Origin of the sequence: Photorhabdus akhurstii (assembly GCF_019090985.1) — a bacterium.
Classification (GTDB): Bacteria; Pseudomonadota; Gammaproteobacteria; order Enterobacterales; family Enterobacteriaceae; genus Photorhabdus; species Photorhabdus akhurstii.
On record NZ_CP020335.1, the window covers coordinates 3,527,993 to 3,546,115 of the forward strand.

Consider the following 18,123-nt stretch of genomic DNA (forward strand, 5'->3'; position numbering starts at 1 on the left):
GATGATCAATTCACCAAATTTCTGGTGACAAAAAAATATTCTGGCCGAAAAGCCCACTAAATCACATTTCATCAAGCTAGCATTGACTATATCAATCTACCTCGGATGTTAATACATGAACTAAAAGCCTCTATTAATTTCTTTTTAATCAGTTTGAACGTTTTTCTATTTAGCTATAATTTCGTCTTCGATATTATTCGTAGGCTGCATAATTCACGGGTGGTATTCAGGCCGGAAACTAATAATGAATGAGTCTGCTATTATTACCTAAATCTCTATCAGGAAAATGTCTGATAAATAAAGTTTCTATATCTATTAAACTTGTCTAAATTAACATTTCTCAAGAAACTTATTGAAATTAAGCCAGGTATTTAATTATGGGAGGATATATGAAAGCTGTGTCTAAACACCCTAAAACCACTCATTTTTCACCTGAGAAAAAACCAATCGTCGTATTTGGCGAATCCTCAAAGAAACTCAGACCAATTGGTGTATTGGCAGGAAAAATATCAGTACCGACAGAAGAAGAGTTTTCCAAATATGACCTCAAAATTCAGGCTATGTCTGGAGAAAAAGACAAGTAAATAATCTTTCTCTTAGATACACATATTTTTCTTTGATATTTTATCTAATCCGAAAAATTATCAGACAAAATACTTTCTATTTTTAAACATCCTGAAAATGAAATTTATTTCAGTACAGAGATTACTCATGAAATAGCATTAAAGAAATTATTAATATCTTCTTTCGATAATTCTTTTATTAGGACAATAATAATATTTTCAGAATTGTCCAGTCCAAACCATAAAGAATTATTACATTTAACCCAACTTGATAACATATATTTATCTTTTATGATCAACATAATAGATTTGCGATAAACCTTTACTTTAATAACCAATTAAATTCATCAACAAAACGATGGCTGAAATTATTACCCTCACTCAATTTCCATTGATTCATATCAACTATAGGAAAACCAAATTTACTTTTATTCGATGCAATAAAGCCATTACCCACATATTGAACAAAATCAGGGTTTATTGCAACCAACGTAATTGCGGCTATTCTGCCATCGCTAGGTAAAATAGCAAACTCTAATAAACTCTTATTATCATCACCAACTCGCCAATACACAGGAGTTTCATTTATATTATCAACTAATTGGATATCAATAGGTGTGTCACTATCAATATTGATGATTACTTCCTGAATATTTTCTAATTTTACTATCATTTACCCAATTAATATTTCAATACCGGAAAAATAAACCGCTTCCTTATTCTGGAATATAAATCTCTATTTTATTTATTTGAAGTAGAGAACCACAATTATTTTATATTTATCAGTACCGAATTATAAACAAAGTTTTATATCAATCATAATGGTACCCCACCTACTCATGGTCCTTGCCAAATTAATTCCTCTTTTAAATATTCAAGGATCATATCAAATAATTTCTTAATATAAAACAAGTGCTGATTATAATTTGGCGAAATAATATCATTACAATTCTCGCAATAATATTTAGCCTGATGATTTAAAAAATAAATATCATGCTCTTGGAAATTTTCATCAAGAATAGAATGGCACAAGTTATGAACTAACTCAGCTTCAAAATAACATGATATATCATTCCCTTTCACTTTTCTGCTGTGAGTTTGTATATTCCTTATATAAGGTAATGCTAATGCTAGCATCTTTATATATATGTCATTCTTATTCATCTTATACCTTATTAATATCAAAGATATTGATCAATTAATGTAAAAACAACCGCTTATTTACCGTCAAACATAACTCCTACAGCGTGAAAAAGCTAGCCGTAATGCTGCGCCAATTTCCTCTGGGGAACTGTCTGCCGGAATATTGACATAATCAGATTCAATAATGCCTTTTCCTGTCCAAAGTTCAAGTTTTTCATGACCAGAAAGCGAGATAGTTATAACGCTACCTAACAAACAGATATCACAACTGTTCATCTTCTTAAATAACTGACGTTTTGAGCGGTAATTATAAGTTTCCATTAAATACTCAATCCACTCTTTATATCCGTTCAGCTGCCCTTTCGTTGTCGAAAAACTCATCATCAGGATCGACCAACCGACTTTTAGAAAGTGAGTCTAAAACGGCACTACCCAATTGGCTATCAGTTACATCGGGAGATAGAACATGTTCGTGACCTTGAGGATCAGCTCGAAGCAGGCGATACCCAGAATAAGTTTTGACAGAATAAAAATCACCATTAAATTTGGCACTCGCATTCAGTCCTTGATCAAAATCTATATTCATTATTTCACCACTGTAATTTTAACGGTAAGGCTCATTTAATAACTATTTGAATCTTTTCGAGATAATTAGCGGACACATAATAGTGATTACATGTCCACCTCGAATTAACTCTCTAAATCAAAGATCATGAATAATCAATGTAAAAACAAACTGTTACCTTATCGTCAAACGTAACTTCTACAACGAGAAAAAGCCAGTCGTAATGCGGCACCCACTTCCTCCGGGGAACTGTCTGCTGGAATAATGACATAATCAGCTTTAGAAATGCCATCTTCAGACCAACCCTCCAATTTCTCATGGCGGGATGGCCGGATCGTTATTTGACCATCAAGCATACAGATACCACAGCTTAACATTTTCTTAAATAACTGCCGTTTTGAACGGTAATCATAAGATCCCATCATCTCGGTGATCCAATTTTTATACTGTTCAGCATTTGCATCATGATCAAAATAGTCCCCATACTTATCCAGTGGGATTACTCTACTTTTTGATAAAGCATCAAGCACAGCCTTTCCCAACTCTTGATCAGATACAATTGGCTGTAATAAATAGTTACTTCCTGAAGGATCTGCTCCCAATAATCCATTGCCTGAATAGGTTTGTACTGAATAGAAATCACCATTAAATTTAACTCTTACATTTAACCCTTGTTTAAAATCTGCGCTCATTATTTCACCACCGTAATTTTGACATTAATACTGTTTTCTGCACCATAGACTATTGCACGGTTAATCTGCTCCCACTGATCTACTGTTGTTGTCTTCGGTACAGCAATACGAATTTCTCGTTGTGAAATTATCGAAGATGTTACCTCTTTACCATCTTTAATGTACCCGCGGAAATTTGCCGCTAAATCAATATTCCCTTTCATTAACGTATATATCTGCTTGGGATCTTTTATCCTTGCTGGTGTACGTGTATCTATAGTTTTAACACTAATAGCTGTACGTGTAGCAGGATCATAAAAATCAAAAGTTTTGAAATTCTTTGGCAACCGAGTACCTGCTGGCATCTGCGTAGCAACAAAATCCTCAAAAGGATACCCCTGCTTATAGTTACCTTCTTTCCATGCCATTTGGGTTTTACTACCATCTTTTTCTACCCGATATACATGACGGATGTCTACTGTTGGGTGCGGATCTTTTGAGATGACTTTCGACAATTTAGATGTGGCAGATGTAGACCCTTTGACTGCACCAAAGCCACCACCGACCATACTGGCAATTCCAGTAACCAGTTTTCCTATTTCCAGACCCGCATTATAGGCCCCCTCAGAACCCGCTTTTTCATATTCAGCTTTGACAATATCAAGCTGCTTGAGATAACTATCCTTTGTTGCCTGCCAGATAAAGCCAGGCATATCCTCCTGAATCAACAGTGTTCTAAGCGATTCAATGACTTCCGAAGGATTAGATACCGCTCCGACAATTGCCATCACACTATCATAGAGTTCTGATGGAATACCGGATACAAATCCCGCAGCCAGATAGCCATCTTGAGTGTTACTAATCAAACCCCATTTAGCAAAAATCTGCGCTTTTTTAAGGTAACTGGACTCGGCGGCAAGCTCTTTTTCCATTAATTCCCGTTGATGATGGGCCAAGTAGTTATAGCGGAAAGTGTTTTCTGCACTGCTTGCTCCGCTGTAAGCGCCATCAGCTTTACCGGTAAACACTGCGCCGGCAAAGCCGCCAAAAACACGGGCAATTTGCGCCTGCCGTTCAGATGTTCTCTGCCACTCTTCGGCTTTAATGAGATTATCTCCCATCATGACGCCTGCCAGTTCCGCAGCCAAAGCTCCCGCCATTGCGCCTTTAACATTTCCTCTGCCAATTTCAGCGCTGACCCCTGCTACAACTACGTGGCTTAACATTTTACCCGGTATGCCCAATACCTCGCCGTTGTCACCAATCAATCTGGCGCCTTCCGCATTAATCTGGCTGCCAATATTAGCCAACAGAGCCGTAGTCAAATTATCTTTAAAGCTGCCGCCGTTAATGGCAGTATTCAGGCTGGAACTAATAATGGATTGACCAGCGACCCGTTGGACGACTTTGTTCCAATCACCATTGCTGATTTGAGGTAATTTCGCTTTTGTGGGATCTAATTTAGTACCATCAGCCGCTTTATCCCATCCCATGTAGGAATCAAATCCGGCCAATGCGCCACCAATCGCCATTGAGGTAATGGTTGATTTAACCGCATCACTGCTACCTAATACTTTTAGCGCTTTGGATATGTCCCCCTGATTATCCACAATAGCAACGGCCGCCTGTGCCGCCAGTGATGACATTCCTGCGGTTAACGCTCCACCCGCAACGCTATTACCCGCATAAGATGCGACAGATGCCGCTAAAGAACTGCCTGCGGTTGCCGCCGCCGCTGCAATAGCAATTACCGCAGAAACTACTGGATTCAAATGCTGGCTCTTGTGATCCCAACTGTCATAAACGTCTTTGACCAAATTCCACTGAATATCTTTATTTTCTCGAAGCCCTTTCAACCAAGCTGTTTCTGGCGTATTTCCCAATACGGCTAATACATTTTGCAATGACTGACCATTTTTAGCTTTAATATCAGCACTAACACCGTTGGCTGCTTCCACTGTCAGTTTTCCACCAGTGAAAATCTGCGGTAATACCCATTGGGTTTCGGTATAACCTTTATCCCTTTGCTTAATATAAAAGCCTTTGGAATAGGTAATAGTCTGTTCAAAAGAGGTATTTTTTACCGCCTTAAAATTAACTTTACCGTGAGTGCTGGTCAGTTTGGCGTTTTTATTAGTCGCAATTTTACTGGCTTCGTAAGTGCTATCATCCCGACTTAACAGGTTAATATCACCACCCGCGGTAAATTCAGTGACTTTATTAGTAACATCATGGCGGGTACGTTTAATAGTTTTCTTTTTGCCATACCACTTACGTTTGGTTTCTGTTTTCTCATAATGGCTAGATTCTTCCATTGCCTGAGCGTACAGATAACCGCCTTTAGCCGCGACGTCCATTGCACCTTTGGCAGTCAGTTTAGTGGCTTGGAAAAGAATACTACCGTTTGAAATAACAGTTAGTATACCTCCACTAGTCAATGCAGTACCTTGCTGTGTGACTGATTCAGTGAATTCCCTGCCTTTTTCCCGGTAAGAATGATTCTGCACTGATTCAAAACGCATATTGCCGCCGGAAGAAATCGTTGTATTTCCTCCTGAGCTTAATGTAGCGCCTTGGGTAATCAGCGTTCCATTAGCAGCTAAGGTAAGCTGTTTTCCACCATTAACTACAGCAACGATATGGCGATCATCTTTATTGTTATCGTTCTTATTATCAATAGCGGAATAGCCCAGAGCTAACAAGTTAATATTCCGACCTGCTGATAATAATGTGTTACCTTTCGCGTTAATTTGAGCCGCCTTGCCATTGATATCTGCCCCACTGATAATATTGATATTATTTCCTGCGGTTAATCGGCTACTTAATTCTCCTGAACGCGATGAGGGAAATAATTCATTCTTTGGGAGAGGTACAAAACCCATTTGGGGTAACCCATCAAATGAACGACCTAATTCACTAGGATGAAATGGTCTATATGATGGAGCTGATTCACTTAATAAATGAGGAAACTCACGAGGAGTCAGTATAATATCTTTTGCAGAAGTTAGATTGATATCTTTTCCTGCTGAGATATTAATACCCTCAGCACGTAATACTCCTCCAGCATTAATTATAACGGAACCTTTAGTGTCTAACTTACCTATATTAGATAATATTTTGTTAAAAAGTTCTTGTTCTCTGCTACCAGACAGGACAGTTCCCATTCGCTTATGTGTCAACAATGCATTATTATTGTCAATAGTAATATTATTATTTGCAGTTAAAGAGACATTATCACCTTTAGTCAAAAGTAAATTGCGCAAAAGAATATTTTTACCCGAATGTAAAAATAAATCATCCGTTGCTTCCAAACTACTTACTTTACGCGAACCATCAAGATTAAAATACCCAACACCCTCACTACTTTGAAAGTTTAAATCAGCATTACGACTAATAGCAGTAATATTTTTACCTTTCAGTTCTCCTTGTATAGAGTTAATATTATTAGTGGCCACTACAGATAAATCACCACCAGCAAAAAGAGAGCCATCGTTAATACTAATGCTGTCATTTGCAAGAATATTTATCCCATTAGCAGCTTTAATACTATTATCTAAAATACTTATCTGTTTTGAATTCAATACTATATTTTTTGCTACCAACGTATCAGATCGCTGAATTCCATATATTTCTGAGGTTTCTTTAGCGTCATATATAGATGGAGTATTAATATCAATACTGTCTCTAAAATCAGCGACTAAATCCCCACCAGCTGAAATAGTAGCCAAATAATAATTTTCACTCTTCCAATCATTAGATACTCCTATCTTTTTAAATTCAATATCATGCTCTATATACATAGGAATCTCATCTTTCACATGCTCTATTCCAACAATGAGCTCCCTACTATTTTCCGTATCGGTCAATGGATTAAAATCAGTTGAAAATTTAGTGAAACTATTTTTCATTCCGAGTTTTTTTGTGATATTTTTGAGAATAACACCTGTAAGAAAAATATTTTTCACTGCTTTAATTGAACTTATTTCATTTAATATTTTTTCTGAATTCACATACATATCATTACCGGAAGAAATAACGGCTTCTGACGTCGCTTTACTTAAAATCAATGTTTTTCTACCGGTATTTATCCAATCATTTTTATTAAAATCAACAGAACCGAACCATTTCTTAACTTCAGCACTCTGGATAACAGGTTTAAATCCATTTAAATGATCACGAAACAATAACTCAAACCCTAAATATTCAATCCTGTCCGAATCTGGAGTTTCTATTTTCCATGTGGTAGCAAATTCATTCCGAATATTATTAAGCTCTTTTGTTCTGACAACTAAATCCCCACTCACAGTCTTTATCGTCGCAGATTTATTCTCAATCAGATCACTTTTATTGCCTTGAGCATCCTTCTGTAACCACATATTATTATTGGCTTGCAAAAGTGCTTTATCACCGGTATTACGCAAGGTATCACCAAATACCCGCATATCCCGGCCCGCAATTACACTGCCTTTATTATCCAATTTGGTACTTGCCAGAGTAATATCCCGTTCTGCCTGTACCTTGACATTAGGGGCAATATGAGTTTCTCTGGCACTGAGGTTAAAATCCGTTTTGGCTTTGGCATTTCCTAGCTCAATTTTACCATTAACATTTAAGGTAATATCACGCTGATTGCTGGTTAAATCCTTAAGATTAACACCGACACCATCCTCCGTGGCAACCAAACGGATTTTATTGGCATACATGCCGCCTAATGCTTTGGTATCAACGGCTAATTGAGGTTTAGCACCTTCTCCAGTGATTTTTTTCACTGTGCCATCGTTAAAATCAATCCGGTTAGCTCCCTGTGTCAGGGATAAATTATTAGCTTGAATTTTTCCATTTAATTCAGTCGCCCGGCTGATAATATCGATATAATCTGTCGATTTGCCATCCAACCCTTTGCCACCAATAGTAATCTGGCCTTTTTTAACCTCCAATGCTTCCAACGCACCTTGTTTATCAAATTGAGGTTTACCGGTAGTCAATGTTGCACTACCGGTATTGATAAAACCACAGCCATCACAGGTAATGCCATTAGGGTTGGCAATCATCACATTGGCCTTATGACCAACTATCTCTAGTTTTCCTTGAAGATCCGATCGACCACTACCGGTGACTTCATTAATAATCAATTCAGCCGATTTACCATTCAAGTTAGGGTTAGCGTTAAGTTGCCCGGCTAATTGTGATTTAGCCACCTGAGTGGCGTTATTTAATACCGCTCCCTGAGTCGCAACATTAAATTCTTTATAAGTGTTGTGGGATATTCCTGCGCCATTAGGCGTAGCAATATTTACGATCGGCACATTACCCTGGTTTTGTACCTGAGTTCGATTATTATCTGGCGTGATCCCGGCCGCAATAGCAGGGTGAAGGGGATATACGGCAGTAAGATAAATTAAAAGATAACAAGCGCCCCTTGCCATAGGGCTGTTACGTCTTTCCATCATTCCGTCCTTTCTTAATTTAAGTACAAAGTTATTGGTATAACTACCTGTATTACATCGTCATAAAATTAGTGACACAGACCAGTAAATCACCCAGCTATCCGGTTTCAGGTGGTTTGGATAAATCAATGGTGCTCCCAATGTCATCGTTTGATTGAACTTACTGTGCGTCAGTGATATGCCAAGCGCTGTACCGGTAACATTACCGCCATCGATTTGCCTGGTTTTTCCCTGTAACCAACCCGTATCCAGCGCCCCCGTTAAGGCCAGTTCACCCAGCACAGGCAACTCTGAAATTTGCCAATTCAGTTCATTACGCCAATACCCACCGCGATTGCCGGTCAGATATTGTTCTTTAAATCCCCGAACAGAATATTGCCCACCTAATGAGAGACGCTCATTGGCATAAAGGTTGTACGGAGTGGTTTGACCGTAAGCAGATGAAAGGTAATAAAGAGAGTCGGAGATCGGGATAAAATAGCTAGCACTCAAGCTGAATTTGCGGAATTGGCTACGTGGAGCATCCGGGAAATACGGGTCATCTTTTGTTGCACCTAACACGGGTAGGCCATAACTCAATGCAGGGTTGAACGTGATATAGCCACCCGCCAGTACCGAACTGTAATTAATACCAAGATTGGCAACACTTAATGTCGGGCTGCTGATGGATAATTTCTTTCCTGCAAACAAATTAGTTGTCTGACGATGTGTTATTCCTGCATTCAGAGTCAGTTTCTGCTCACCGTCACGATACAACGTCCGGTTTATTGCTAGCCGGTGAGTCTGGTTGTCACCTTCATAGAGGTAGATTTGTGAGCCGATCGGAACGTTCTGAAAAGAATCGTTCCACGCATATTGATAATTGAACAACCAGTCACCATAAGGAATCGTCACATTGGAAGAGAGACTTCGACTACGGTGGTTATTACGAAAATCGTTGTTGCGACTGACAGATAATGACCATTGGTCTGCAAGATGTAATAGGTTATCTACATTCACACTGGCGTTGATTTGCCCGGCGCCAGTACTTTTTTGACCACTATTATCTATCCCCAAACTAGCGCCAACCGGCAAACGAGTCGATATTCGTTTTAAAATAACCGCAGAATGACCGGGCTGTTTTCCTGGCTGAATATCAATGGTTATCTGTTGGGAAGGAAGCCGGTTCAGTTGTTCCATCCCTTGTTCAATATCCCGTAGATTCAGTGTGTTACCAACCATCCTCGGAAAGACCATTTTCAATGAGAGTAATGTTTCACCATCAAGTGTGATTGATTCAACTTTGCCTTCACTCACGGTAATAACGAGCGTACCGGTGGATAAATCCTGTGCTCTGAGTCCAGCCCGAGAAGTGACATAACCTCGCTCGATATAGGCATTCGATACTTTACGCACCAGTTCATTAATATCTGACAAGGTTAAGCAACGGGACAAATAAGGCTGTATTAACTTTTCCCGTACTGATTGGGAAAGGCTTTCAACACCTTCAAGTTGAATATGGTGAACGGTATGACAAACAGATTTAGCTCCATCAGTTTCGGGTTCTAAATCTGGAGACAAAGTGATGTTGTTACGTAACGCCTCCCGCTGCTGTTGAGCCTGCTGCAATAACTCTTTCTGTTGTTGAGTGATAACCTCTTGATCCGCCGGGCCAATAAACTCTGAAGCATAAGCTTGCCCCGACATAGCGAACAGAACAGATACAACTAATGTCCTAAAACAAACAGTTATTCTTTCCATTGATAATTTTTATTTCACCATGCGTTAATTGTTAAAATAATGAATAACGTCTTATTTTAATTGGCAATCTAGATGAAAATAAAAAATTATATTATTTAAGTGTGAATAAAGTCTGGTTTTTTAAATACTCAATAGAATAAATAACTTTTTATATTTAATGAAATACATAATTTAGGATCATGCAAAAACGCAATTGTAATTATTTATTTACACTAAGTGTAACCTTAATTTGACATAAATAAATTATTCCTTTAGCCTGCCTTTCCATAACGATTTCAATCAGTTCATAAACTAGGGGAAAGCGTGAAGAATCGTACTCTTGGCAGTATTTTTATCGTAGCGGGCACGACAATTGGCGCAGGAATGCTGGCGATGCCGCTGGCAGCAGCCGGTGTCGGTTTTGGAACAACTTTCGTGATGTTAGTCGCTCTTTGGGTTTTGATGAGCTATACCGCTTTATTGCTGGTGGAAGTTTATCAATACAGCCCGGCTGATACGGGCCTGGGAACGCTGGCAAAACGTTATCTTGGTCGAGGAGGTCAATGGCTCACCGGTTTCAGTATGCTCTTCCTTATGTATGCCCTGACAACCGCTTATATCAGTGGCGCCGGTGAGTTGCTGTCAGGCAGCCTCTCTTCATGGCTGGGTAAACCCATATCTGTTTCATTTGGCGTACTGATTTTCACCCTTGTCGCAGGTTGTGTTGTCACTATCGGCACTCAATCCGTCGATATGATTAACCGCCTGCTATTTACTGCAAAAATCATTTTCCTGGTTATTATGCTGACCGTCATGATGCCCCACATCAAAAGCACTAATCTGATGTCAATGCCTTTGGAACAGGGTTTGGTATTATCGGCTATTCCCGTGGTATTCACCTCTTTTGGTTTTCACGGCAGTGTGCCAAGCATCGTGAATTATATGGGAGGCGATACCCAAAAGTTACGCAAAATATTTGTTATCGGCAGTGCTATCCCGCTGACTGCCTATATCTTATGGCAATTAGCTACACTGGGCGCCATTTCTTCCCACACTTTTGTCGGGATCTTAGCAGAGCAATCAGGACTGAATGGGCTGTTAAAAGCAGTGAGAGAAGTTGTCGCGACGCCTCGTGTAGAGCTTGCGGTCCGTCTGTTTGCTGATTTAGCGCTGGCAACCTCATTTCTTGGGGTCTCCTTAGGTTTGTTTGATTACATGGCAGATCTGTTCAAACGTCGTAATAATGCGACAGGCCGCCTGCAAACCGGCATCATTACTTTTGTTCCACCACTACTTTGCTCCTTGTACTATCCAAACTTTGTTATGGCGTTAACTTTCGCCGCAGTAGCACTCTCTATTCTCGCCTTGTTACTGCCTTCCATGCTGGCATGGCGCAGCCGTCAAATTGAGCAAAGAGCCTATCGAGTAAAAGGCGGAAAACCCGCTTTGATTCTGATATTTCTTTGCGGAATTACGGTAATTACCATCCAAATAGGTATTGTCAGTGGTTTATTGCCAGAAGTGGGCTAATTGGAAATCGAAACTGTCCGCATCAGAAATGGTGCGGACAGCATGGAAAAAGTAAATTAAAAATTCAAACCGGCACCGATATAAAATCCATCAGCCAATTTGTTATCTCTGTTTCCCTCTTTCCCTTTCATGTTCATAACCCGATAACCTGCATCCACTGTCAACGGTTTGAACACGGTAAAACGTAAGCCACCAGCAGCCTCAGCATAAGAATTAATACCCGAAGTTAATCTGGATGGCGCGCCGTAAACTTCACCGTACAGAGCTAAAGAGGGCATAACAGTCCAACTCAAACCCACACCTGCCGCTAATGCCTCACCATTTTTTCCATCTTTAGGGGATAAATAGAGAGCCTTACCGCCAATGCTGGCCGTCAATGGACCAACAGGCAGACTAAATGCGGTTCCCAAACTTCCCAACTGACCGTTATGATCACTGCGTGCCCAATTGCCATTAAAAGATAAGCCAGCACTGTTATCACCAATTGCCGCAGAAGTATTGGTGAAATGGCGACCAGCCTGAACATTCACGGAAATTGCATTCGCTGACTCAGCAATGAACAACAAACCGGTCGCTACCGCAGCAAGATAAATCTTCATTACATTTCCTCTTTATTTACTTAATGTTACACATCTTACGTAAATACAACTAAACCGATAGACAACAAAAAGAAATGAATCATCTATACTTACTAAATATGTGTGAATTCTTCATTTCACGTACTTAATAATTAACTATATAAATAATTTCAAGTTAAATAGTAAATAAGAAAATAATAAATAAATTATAAAAAAACACAATATTTGCATTTCGCCATTGACCAGAACATTTTTCTTAATCAGCGATTCCGCTGTTTTTTTTCATGTAAAACAGGAGAAGTGTGATGAAAAAGAGAGGACTTACAACGAATGCTGGCGCCCCTGTCGTTGACAACAATAATGTCATGACCGCGGGTCAACGTGGTCCTATGTTGTTACAAGATGTTTGGTTCTTAGAAAAGCTTGCCCATTTTGATCGTGAAGTGATCCCAGAACGCCGTATGCATGCTAAAGGTTCTGGAGCTCATGGCATTTTTGTGGTTACTCACGATATTACTAAGTACACCCGAGCTAAGATTTTTTCTGAAATAGGCAAAAAAACCGAGATGTTTGCCCGTTTCTCAACCGTCGCCGGTGAGCGCGGCGCAGCAGATGCTGAACGTGACATTCGTGGTTTTGCGCTTAAGTTCTATACTGAAGAAGGTAATTGGGATTTAGTCGGCAACAATACCCCAATATTCTATCTTCGTGATCCACTGAAGTTCCCAGATCTTAACCATGTTGTTAAACGCGATCCCCACACTAATTTACGTAATCCTGCCTATAAATGGGATTTCTTCTCTCATCAACCTGAATCACTGCACCAATTAACCATTGATTTCAGTGACCGTGGCGTACCTAAATCTTTCCGTCATATGCACGGTTTTGGTAGCCATGCTTTCAGCTTTATCAACGCAGATAATGAACGTTTCTGGGTGAAATTCCATTTCCGTTGTCAGCAAGGCATTAAAAACCTGATGGACGAAGAGGCAGAAGCGCTGGTAGGTAAAGATCGTGAAAGTTCTCAGCGTGATTTGTTTGCAGCAATTGAACAAGGAGATTATCCACGCTGGAAATTAAAAGTTCAAATCATGCCAGAGAAAGAAGCTAATCTGTTACCGTACAACCCATTTGATTTGACCAAAGTATGGCCTCACGGCGACTACCCGATGATTGATGTCGGTTATTTCGAGCTAAACCGTAATCCTGATAACTATTTCTCAGACGTTGAACAGGCAGCTTTCAACCCCGCTAATGTCGTGCCGGGTATCAGTTTCTCTCCTGATAAGATGTTACAAGGCCGTCTGTTCTCTTATGGTGATGCTCAACGTTACCGTCTTGGCGTTAACCACCATCAAATTCCGGTCAATACACCTCGTTGTCCGTTCCATAATTACCACCGTGATGGGGCAATGCGTGTCGATGGCAATAGCGGAAACACGGTGACTTATGAACCAAACAATGCAGGATTGTTCCAGGAACAACCTGAATTCAAACATCCATCATTAGCTTTAGAAGGAGATGCCGACCACTGGAACCATCGTCAAGATGAAGATTATTTCAGCCAGCCTCGTAAACTGTTTATGTTAATAAACAGTAAAGAGCATCAACGTATGTTTGATCGTATCGCCAGTGAGCTATCACAAGCACATGAAGATACTCAACGTCGTCAGGTTGAGCTATTTAGAAAAGTTCACCCAGAATATGGCGCCGGTGTTGAAAACGCGCTGAAAAAAATGAAAGGATAATGTCTAACAACACAGTTTTTTAACCATCTCTGCCCATTATTACACGATAAATAATGGGCAGTACGAAGTGTTCAATTGAATATTTTCATCATGCCAGCTTTTGCCACATATTATTTTTTTCAGCAAAAACCAATTTTTCTGCTTGCTGCTGGATACTGGTTTCTGACAACTTTCTCAGCATGTCACCAATATAACTTTGCTCATCAATTGATTCTGTGTAGAGAGAACGTAAAGCAACATCGGCAACCCTTGGAATACCAGATTGCCCCTTTTCCCAACGAGCAATTGTCTGGATATCAACGCCCAACAAGTTAGACAAGAGCTTTTGCGACATATTCATTTCAATACGTAAAAAACGAACTTCTTCTGCTGACAGTGGGCGTTTCAGTGAAACTAATACCTTAGCAATTAAACGATGCAATTCATCAAGATTGTCGATACTGATATAAACTTCACCATCAGTTATTTCCTGTTGAAATCCATTCGCTAACCAAATATTTGATAATCCACTTTCAACATAATGATACATAATATTATCCTTATTTAACTATTACCGTAATCACAAAACAAGACGGGTCATACTCACATCTTTTTAAAACAATAACGACTTCGATCAATTCTCCCGCCGCAATGCCTTGAAGATTGAATTTCCAATCACCACTCGCCGTTTGATGTGGTTGCTCTGTTATATGATTATGTCGGCTCTTTAATACGTTAATGATTTGCCGAGTCGTCACTCCTCGCTCAACCATTCTTTGTTTAACATGATGAGTATATTTAATACGCCCCGTGTGATTCTCAGCTAACTCACTGATAATTCTCTTTGCTGATACAGAATTCAGAGGAAATTCTCTGATTATAGGCAATCCATTTTCTTCCATGAAATCTCCTATCAAAAAGATATCTATCATTATGATAGCTTTGGCGACATAGTTCAAGAAAAACTGGGTAAATCCATCACCCATTTTTTAATTTGCTGGCGGGAAATTTTAATGCCGTTATTTTTAAACTGCTTAGGTAGCAGATAGTAAGCTACCGGGCGCTGAAAAGAAGCCAGTTTACCAATCAACCATTCAGGTAATGTATCAATGACCTCAGATGAATTACTGTCTATCACCGCGACAGGGCGATAACCAAATTCATAATCGGGGACGGGAACAATAAAGTTTTGCGCGACCTGCGGGTGGGTGTTAATCACCCGTTCAATATCTTCCGGCTGAATCCCTTCTCCACCACTGAAAAATTGATTATCCATCCGGCCAAGTATTTGCAACTCACCATTTTGTATCACTCCTCGATCACGGGTACGAAACCAACCATCATGATCAGCTAACGGTTGTAATTTACCATCCAGCCAATATCCATTGGCAAGACTGCCAGAACGAATCTGAATTTCTTCATTTATCAGCCGAATTTCTTTGCCCGGTAAGGGATTGCCGACACCGGGAAGATCATCAGCCCGTTTAATGCACACTGTTGAAGCCAGCTCGGTCAAACCATAACTACACCAACAACGAATACCTTGCTGCTCCGCCCTTTGAGTCAATTCAATGGGGATCATTGATCCACCCAAAAGTACTTCTTTTAAATTCAGTGTCTGATTTTGTGAAGACTCCAGTAACCGCCAAAGCTGAGTTGGAACCAATGATGCGTGAGTACAATCTGCCAAAGTATGATCTAACAGACTGGTATTTCTGAGCACTAAAGAAGCCCCTTTGATTAACCAGCGCCAAATGATCCCCTGACCAGATACATGAAACAATGGCAATGAAAGCAACCAGCTATCTTGCTGCTGAAAATTGATTACTGAAAGTACATCTTGCGCACTGGCAAGATGAGCATGAATCGAGTGAACAGCCGCTTTAGGCAACCCGGAAGAGCCAGAGGTCAGTATCATACTGGCCGGGCGCATAGCATCCCATGCCACTGAATTATCATCAGAGTTCAGTAGTTCACTTTGCCAACCGAGGGAGATGGCATCCATCACAGGCAAACTGTCATCACAAAAATCAGCCACGAAATCGATATTCAAATGCGGTAGTAATTGAGCCAAGAGTATTTCAGGCAATTGAGGATTCAGTGGCAATACCCGAGCACCACACTGTAAAGCCGCAAGATAACAAAACAACATCTCTTCGCTGTTCTTTCCTCGCAGCATTACGCCACTACCTTCAACTACCCCCTGTTGGCGAAAATTGGCCGCTATGGTATCCAAAGAGATAACTAATTGATGCCAAGTTAGGGACCGATCACGCAACTTAACAGCAATATTTTCAGGGCTAAACGACGCCCAGTAGCGCCACGGCCACTGGGTAAATGAATTTAACTGCGCCATGCGATTTCTAACTCGTCCAATCCTGTTACTGGCATCGTGCTACCCGGCCAACGGCGCACCAACTGAGACTGAATCAATTCCAGCGTATCCAGTCCGGGAATAGTCGCTGGCGTCAGCCAATGAGCAATACGGGCAAGCTGAGTCAAACCGAAGCTGGTTTCAATACTGGAGCTGATCACCGCCTCTAATCCAGCATTGTGCGCGGCTGAAATCAACTGACAGCAACGGGAAAGGCTTCCTATCAGAGTGGGTTTAATCACAATAGCAGTCACCCCTGCTTGTGCCTCTACCTCAAAACCTTCATCACGAACGCTTTCATCCCATGCAATGGCGATCCCTGTATCACGGGCAAAAGAGAGCGATTGTTCCGGGGTTTGACAAGGCTCTTCCAAAAAGGCAATTCGGTGGCGGTAATCAGGATTGACATACTTAGCGAAACTGTCCGCTTTAGCACGGCTCCAACTACGGTTAGCATCCAGCCGCAAAGACAAATCCGGTATCGCTTCCAGCAAAACGTTAACGACCATGCCATCACGTACAGCTTCATATAGCCCAATTTTCACTTTGGCGACTTTTTGCCCACTCATGTTACTGATACGAACAATCAGTTCATCAGGATCGCCATTACACAGAGGCGCTTTCCGATAGTCAGCATCTTGCGGTAATTTACCCTGCAATTCAGCTAATGCGCAGCTAATCCCAAATGCGACAGAAGGTAATTCACTTTCATCAGGTTCAGCGCCAAGGCGCCACCGTTTCAGCCATGCCACCGCGGCTTCACCGGCCTGTTCAACAGTTTCTTTGCTGAATTCCGGTAGTGGTGCAATTTCACCCCATCCCTGTTGACCATTTTCCTGTAAGTGAATCAAAAAACCATCACGAGTTTTAAGCCGCTGATATCGCAGGATAACGCCTGCCTCCATTGGCAATCTGAACCGGTATAAAGTTGCAGTACGCATTATGGGTTACGTTTAAATTTACTGAAATCAGGATGGCGTTTCTCAACGAATGCATTACGCCCTTCCTGCCCCTCTTCTGTCATATAGAAAAGCATGGTGGCATTACCTGCCAGCTCCTGTAATCCAGACTGACCATCACAATCCGCATTTAGAGCCGCTTTTAAGCAACGCAAGGCCATTGGGCTATTTTTCAGCATTTCACGACACCAGCGAACGGTCTCTTTTTCCAGATCCGCATAAGGCACAACGGTGTTAATCAACCCCATCTCCAACGCTTGTTTAGCATCATATTGACGACACAAGAACCAAATTTCGCGGGCCTTTTTCTGACCAACAATCCGTGCCATGTAAGATGCTCCCCAACCGCCGTCAAAAGAACCCACTTTAGGCCCGGTCTGACCGAAAATAGCGTTATCAGCAGCAATAGTCAGATCACACACCAAATGCAGTACATGACCACCACCAATCGCATATCCAGCAACCATAGCAACGACGGGTTTTGGACAAGTGCGAATCTGGCGCTGGAAATCCAAGACATTCAGGTGATGCATGCCGTTGTCATCTTTATAACCACCATGATCGCCACGGACTTTTTGATCACCACCAGCACAAAAAGCTTTTTCACCTCTACCCGTCAGGATTATCACACCGATATTGTCATCATAACGGGCATCATCCAACGCCAACATCATCTCTTTAACCGTCAATGGCCGGAATGCGTTACGTACTTGCGGGCGATTAATGGTGATTTTAGCCATACCATCGGTGGATTTGTGATAAAAAATATCTTCAAACCCTTCGGAATAGTCCTGCCATAGAATTGGGGCATAAAGTTCTTCTTCGCTCGGGTAAATCATATTCGTAT

14 protein-coding genes and 1 pseudogene are annotated in these 18,123 nt (G+C 40.8%); 3 read left to right on the plus strand and 12 right to left on the minus strand.

Features of this window, described 5'->3' with window-relative positions:
• Positions 1 to 389 precede the first annotated feature (389 nt).
• The gene (locus tag B0X70_RS15475; RefSeq protein ID WP_217469752.1) at positions 390 to 584 is read left to right on the plus strand and encodes a hypothetical protein; all 195 of its coding nucleotides are present in this window, start codon (positions 390 to 392) and stop codon (positions 582 to 584) included.
• Positions 585 to 885: 301 nt separating this feature from the next.
• Here the strand turns inward: B0X70_RS15475 and B0X70_RS15480 are convergent, their stop codons facing one another.
• The 6 genes and pseudogenes from B0X70_RS15480 to B0X70_RS15505 all read right to left on the minus strand — a co-directional run bounded on the left by B0X70_RS15480 (position 886) and on the right by B0X70_RS15505 (position 10,075).
• Positions 886 to 1,236: a hypothetical protein gene (locus B0X70_RS15480; protein ID WP_217469753.1), complete on the minus strand. Its 351-nt coding sequence runs from the start codon at positions 1,234 to 1,236 to the stop codon at positions 886 to 888.
• A 164-nt stretch (positions 1,237 to 1,400) separates the two neighbouring features.
• Positions 1,401 to 1,727: a zinc ABC transporter substrate-binding protein gene (locus B0X70_RS15485; RefSeq protein WP_246593313.1), complete on the minus strand. Its 327-nt coding sequence runs from the start codon at positions 1,725 to 1,727 to the stop codon at positions 1,401 to 1,403.
• Between the two features lie 63 nt (positions 1,728 to 1,790).
• Positions 1,791 to 2,292 (minus strand): annotated as a pseudogene (locus B0X70_RS26000) (contact-dependent growth inhibition system immunity protein).
• Positions 2,293 to 2,456: 164 nt separating this feature from the next.
• Positions 2,457 to 2,963 (minus strand): contact-dependent growth inhibition system immunity protein, encoded by a 507-nt coding sequence (locus B0X70_RS15495; protein ID WP_217469754.1) that lies wholly within the window; start codon positions 2,961 to 2,963, stop codon positions 2,457 to 2,459.
• Entirely contained in the window at positions 2,963 to 8,389 is a 5,427-nt protein-coding gene (locus B0X70_RS15500) for a DUF637 domain-containing protein (protein WP_217471754.1), read from the minus strand. Before B0X70_RS15500 ends, B0X70_RS15495 begins: the two co-directional genes overlap by 1 nt.
• A 60-nt stretch (positions 8,390 to 8,449) precedes the next feature.
• The gene (locus B0X70_RS15505) at positions 8,450 to 10,075 is read right to left on the minus strand and encodes a ShlB/FhaC/HecB family hemolysin secretion/activation protein (protein ID WP_418889070.1); all 1,626 of its coding nucleotides are present in this window, start codon (positions 10,073 to 10,075) and stop codon (positions 8,450 to 8,452) included.
• A 417-nt stretch (positions 10,076 to 10,492) separates the two neighbouring features.
• Between B0X70_RS15505 and tyrP the strand changes: the two genes are divergently transcribed.
• On the plus strand, positions 10,493 to 11,638 hold the full coding sequence (gene tyrP, locus B0X70_RS15510) for a tyrosine transporter TyrP (RefSeq protein ID WP_235201189.1): 1,146 nt from the start codon (positions 10,493 to 10,495) through the stop codon (positions 11,636 to 11,638).
• A 56-nt stretch (positions 11,639 to 11,694) separates the two neighbouring features.
• Here tyrP and B0X70_RS15515 read toward each other — a convergent pair whose 3' ends face one another.
• Positions 11,695 to 12,237, minus strand: a complete 543-nt coding sequence (locus B0X70_RS15515) for a YfaZ family outer membrane protein (RefSeq protein WP_036811877.1) — start codon at positions 12,235 to 12,237, stop codon at positions 11,695 to 11,697.
• A 284-nt stretch (positions 12,238 to 12,521) separates the two neighbouring features.
• Here B0X70_RS15515 and B0X70_RS15520 point away from each other — a divergent pair, with 284 nt between their 5' ends.
• Positions 12,522 to 13,964 (plus strand): catalase, encoded by a 1,443-nt coding sequence (locus B0X70_RS15520; RefSeq protein ID WP_036783078.1) that lies wholly within the window; start codon positions 12,522 to 12,524, stop codon positions 13,962 to 13,964.
• An 88-nt stretch (positions 13,965 to 14,052) separates the two neighbouring features.
• Here B0X70_RS15520 and B0X70_RS15525 read toward each other — a convergent pair whose 3' ends face one another.
• Genes B0X70_RS15525 through menB form a run of 5 tightly spaced genes read right to left on the minus strand, consistent with a single transcriptional unit; the run spans position 14,053 to position 18,115 of the window.
• Positions 14,053 to 14,493, minus strand: a complete 441-nt coding sequence (locus tag B0X70_RS15525) for a helix-turn-helix domain-containing protein (RefSeq protein ID WP_036811885.1) — start codon at positions 14,491 to 14,493, stop codon at positions 14,053 to 14,055.
• Positions 14,494 to 14,503: 10 nt separating this feature from the next.
• Positions 14,504 to 14,845, minus strand: coding sequence for a DUF4258 domain-containing protein (locus tag B0X70_RS15530; RefSeq protein WP_036812032.1), 342 nt, complete (start codon positions 14,843 to 14,845; stop codon positions 14,504 to 14,506).
• Between the two features lie 53 nt (positions 14,846 to 14,898).
• Positions 14,899 to 16,299, minus strand: coding sequence for an o-succinylbenzoate--CoA ligase (gene menE / locus B0X70_RS15535; RefSeq protein WP_036811888.1), 1,401 nt, complete (start codon positions 16,297 to 16,299; stop codon positions 14,899 to 14,901).
• Positions 16,287 to 17,258, minus strand: a complete 972-nt coding sequence (menC, locus tag B0X70_RS15540; RefSeq protein ID WP_036811891.1) for an o-succinylbenzoate synthase — start codon at positions 17,256 to 17,258, stop codon at positions 16,287 to 16,289. Before menC ends, menE begins: the two co-directional genes overlap by 13 nt.
• Positions 17,258 to 18,115 (minus strand): 1,4-dihydroxy-2-naphthoyl-CoA synthase, encoded by an 858-nt coding sequence (gene menB, locus B0X70_RS15545; RefSeq protein ID WP_036811894.1) that lies wholly within the window; start codon positions 18,113 to 18,115, stop codon positions 17,258 to 17,260. Before menB ends, menC begins: the two co-directional genes overlap by 1 nt.
• Positions 18,116 to 18,123 lie beyond the last annotated feature (8 nt).

Coding starts and splice junctions, on each gene's coding strand:
- B0X70_RS15475 (WP_217469752.1), top strand. CDS start 390: ATGAAAGCTGTGTCTAAACACCCTAAAACCACTCATTTTTCACCTGAG.
- B0X70_RS15480 (WP_217469753.1), bottom strand. CDS start 1,236: ATGATAGTAAAATTAGAAAATATTCAGGAAGTAATCATCAATATTGAT.
- B0X70_RS15485 (WP_246593313.1), bottom strand. CDS start 1,727: ATGAATAAGAATGACATATATATAAAGATGCTAGCATTAGCATTACCT.
- B0X70_RS15495 (WP_217469754.1), bottom strand. CDS start 2,963: ATGAGCGCAGATTTTAAACAAGGGTTAAATGTAAGAGTTAAATTTAAT.
- B0X70_RS15500 (WP_217471754.1), bottom strand. CDS start 8,389: ATGGAAAGACGTAACAGCCCTATGGCAAGGGGCGCTTGTTATCTTTTA.
- B0X70_RS15505 (WP_418889070.1), bottom strand. CDS start 10,075: ATGTCGGGGCAAGCTTATGCTTCAGAGTTTATTGGCCCGGCGGATCAA.
- tyrP (WP_235201189.1), top strand. CDS start 10,493: ATGCTGGCGATGCCGCTGGCAGCAGCCGGTGTCGGTTTTGGAACAACT.
- B0X70_RS15515 (WP_036811877.1), bottom strand. CDS start 12,237: ATGAAGATTTATCTTGCTGCGGTAGCGACCGGTTTGTTGTTCATTGCT.
- B0X70_RS15520 (WP_036783078.1), top strand. CDS start 12,522: ATGAAAAAGAGAGGACTTACAACGAATGCTGGCGCCCCTGTCGTTGAC.
- B0X70_RS15525 (WP_036811885.1), bottom strand. CDS start 14,493: ATGTATCATTATGTTGAAAGTGGATTATCAAATATTTGGTTAGCGAAT.
- B0X70_RS15530 (WP_036812032.1), bottom strand. CDS start 14,845: ATGGAAGAAAATGGATTGCCTATAATCAGAGAATTTCCTCTGAATTCT.
- menE (WP_036811888.1), bottom strand. CDS start 16,299: ATGGCGCAGTTAAATTCATTTACCCAGTGGCCGTGGCGCTACTGGGCG.
- menC (WP_036811891.1), bottom strand. CDS start 17,258: ATGCGTACTGCAACTTTATACCGGTTCAGATTGCCAATGGAGGCAGGC.
- menB (WP_036811894.1), bottom strand. CDS start 18,115: ATGATTTACCCGAGCGAAGAAGAACTTTATGCCCCAATTCTATGGCAG.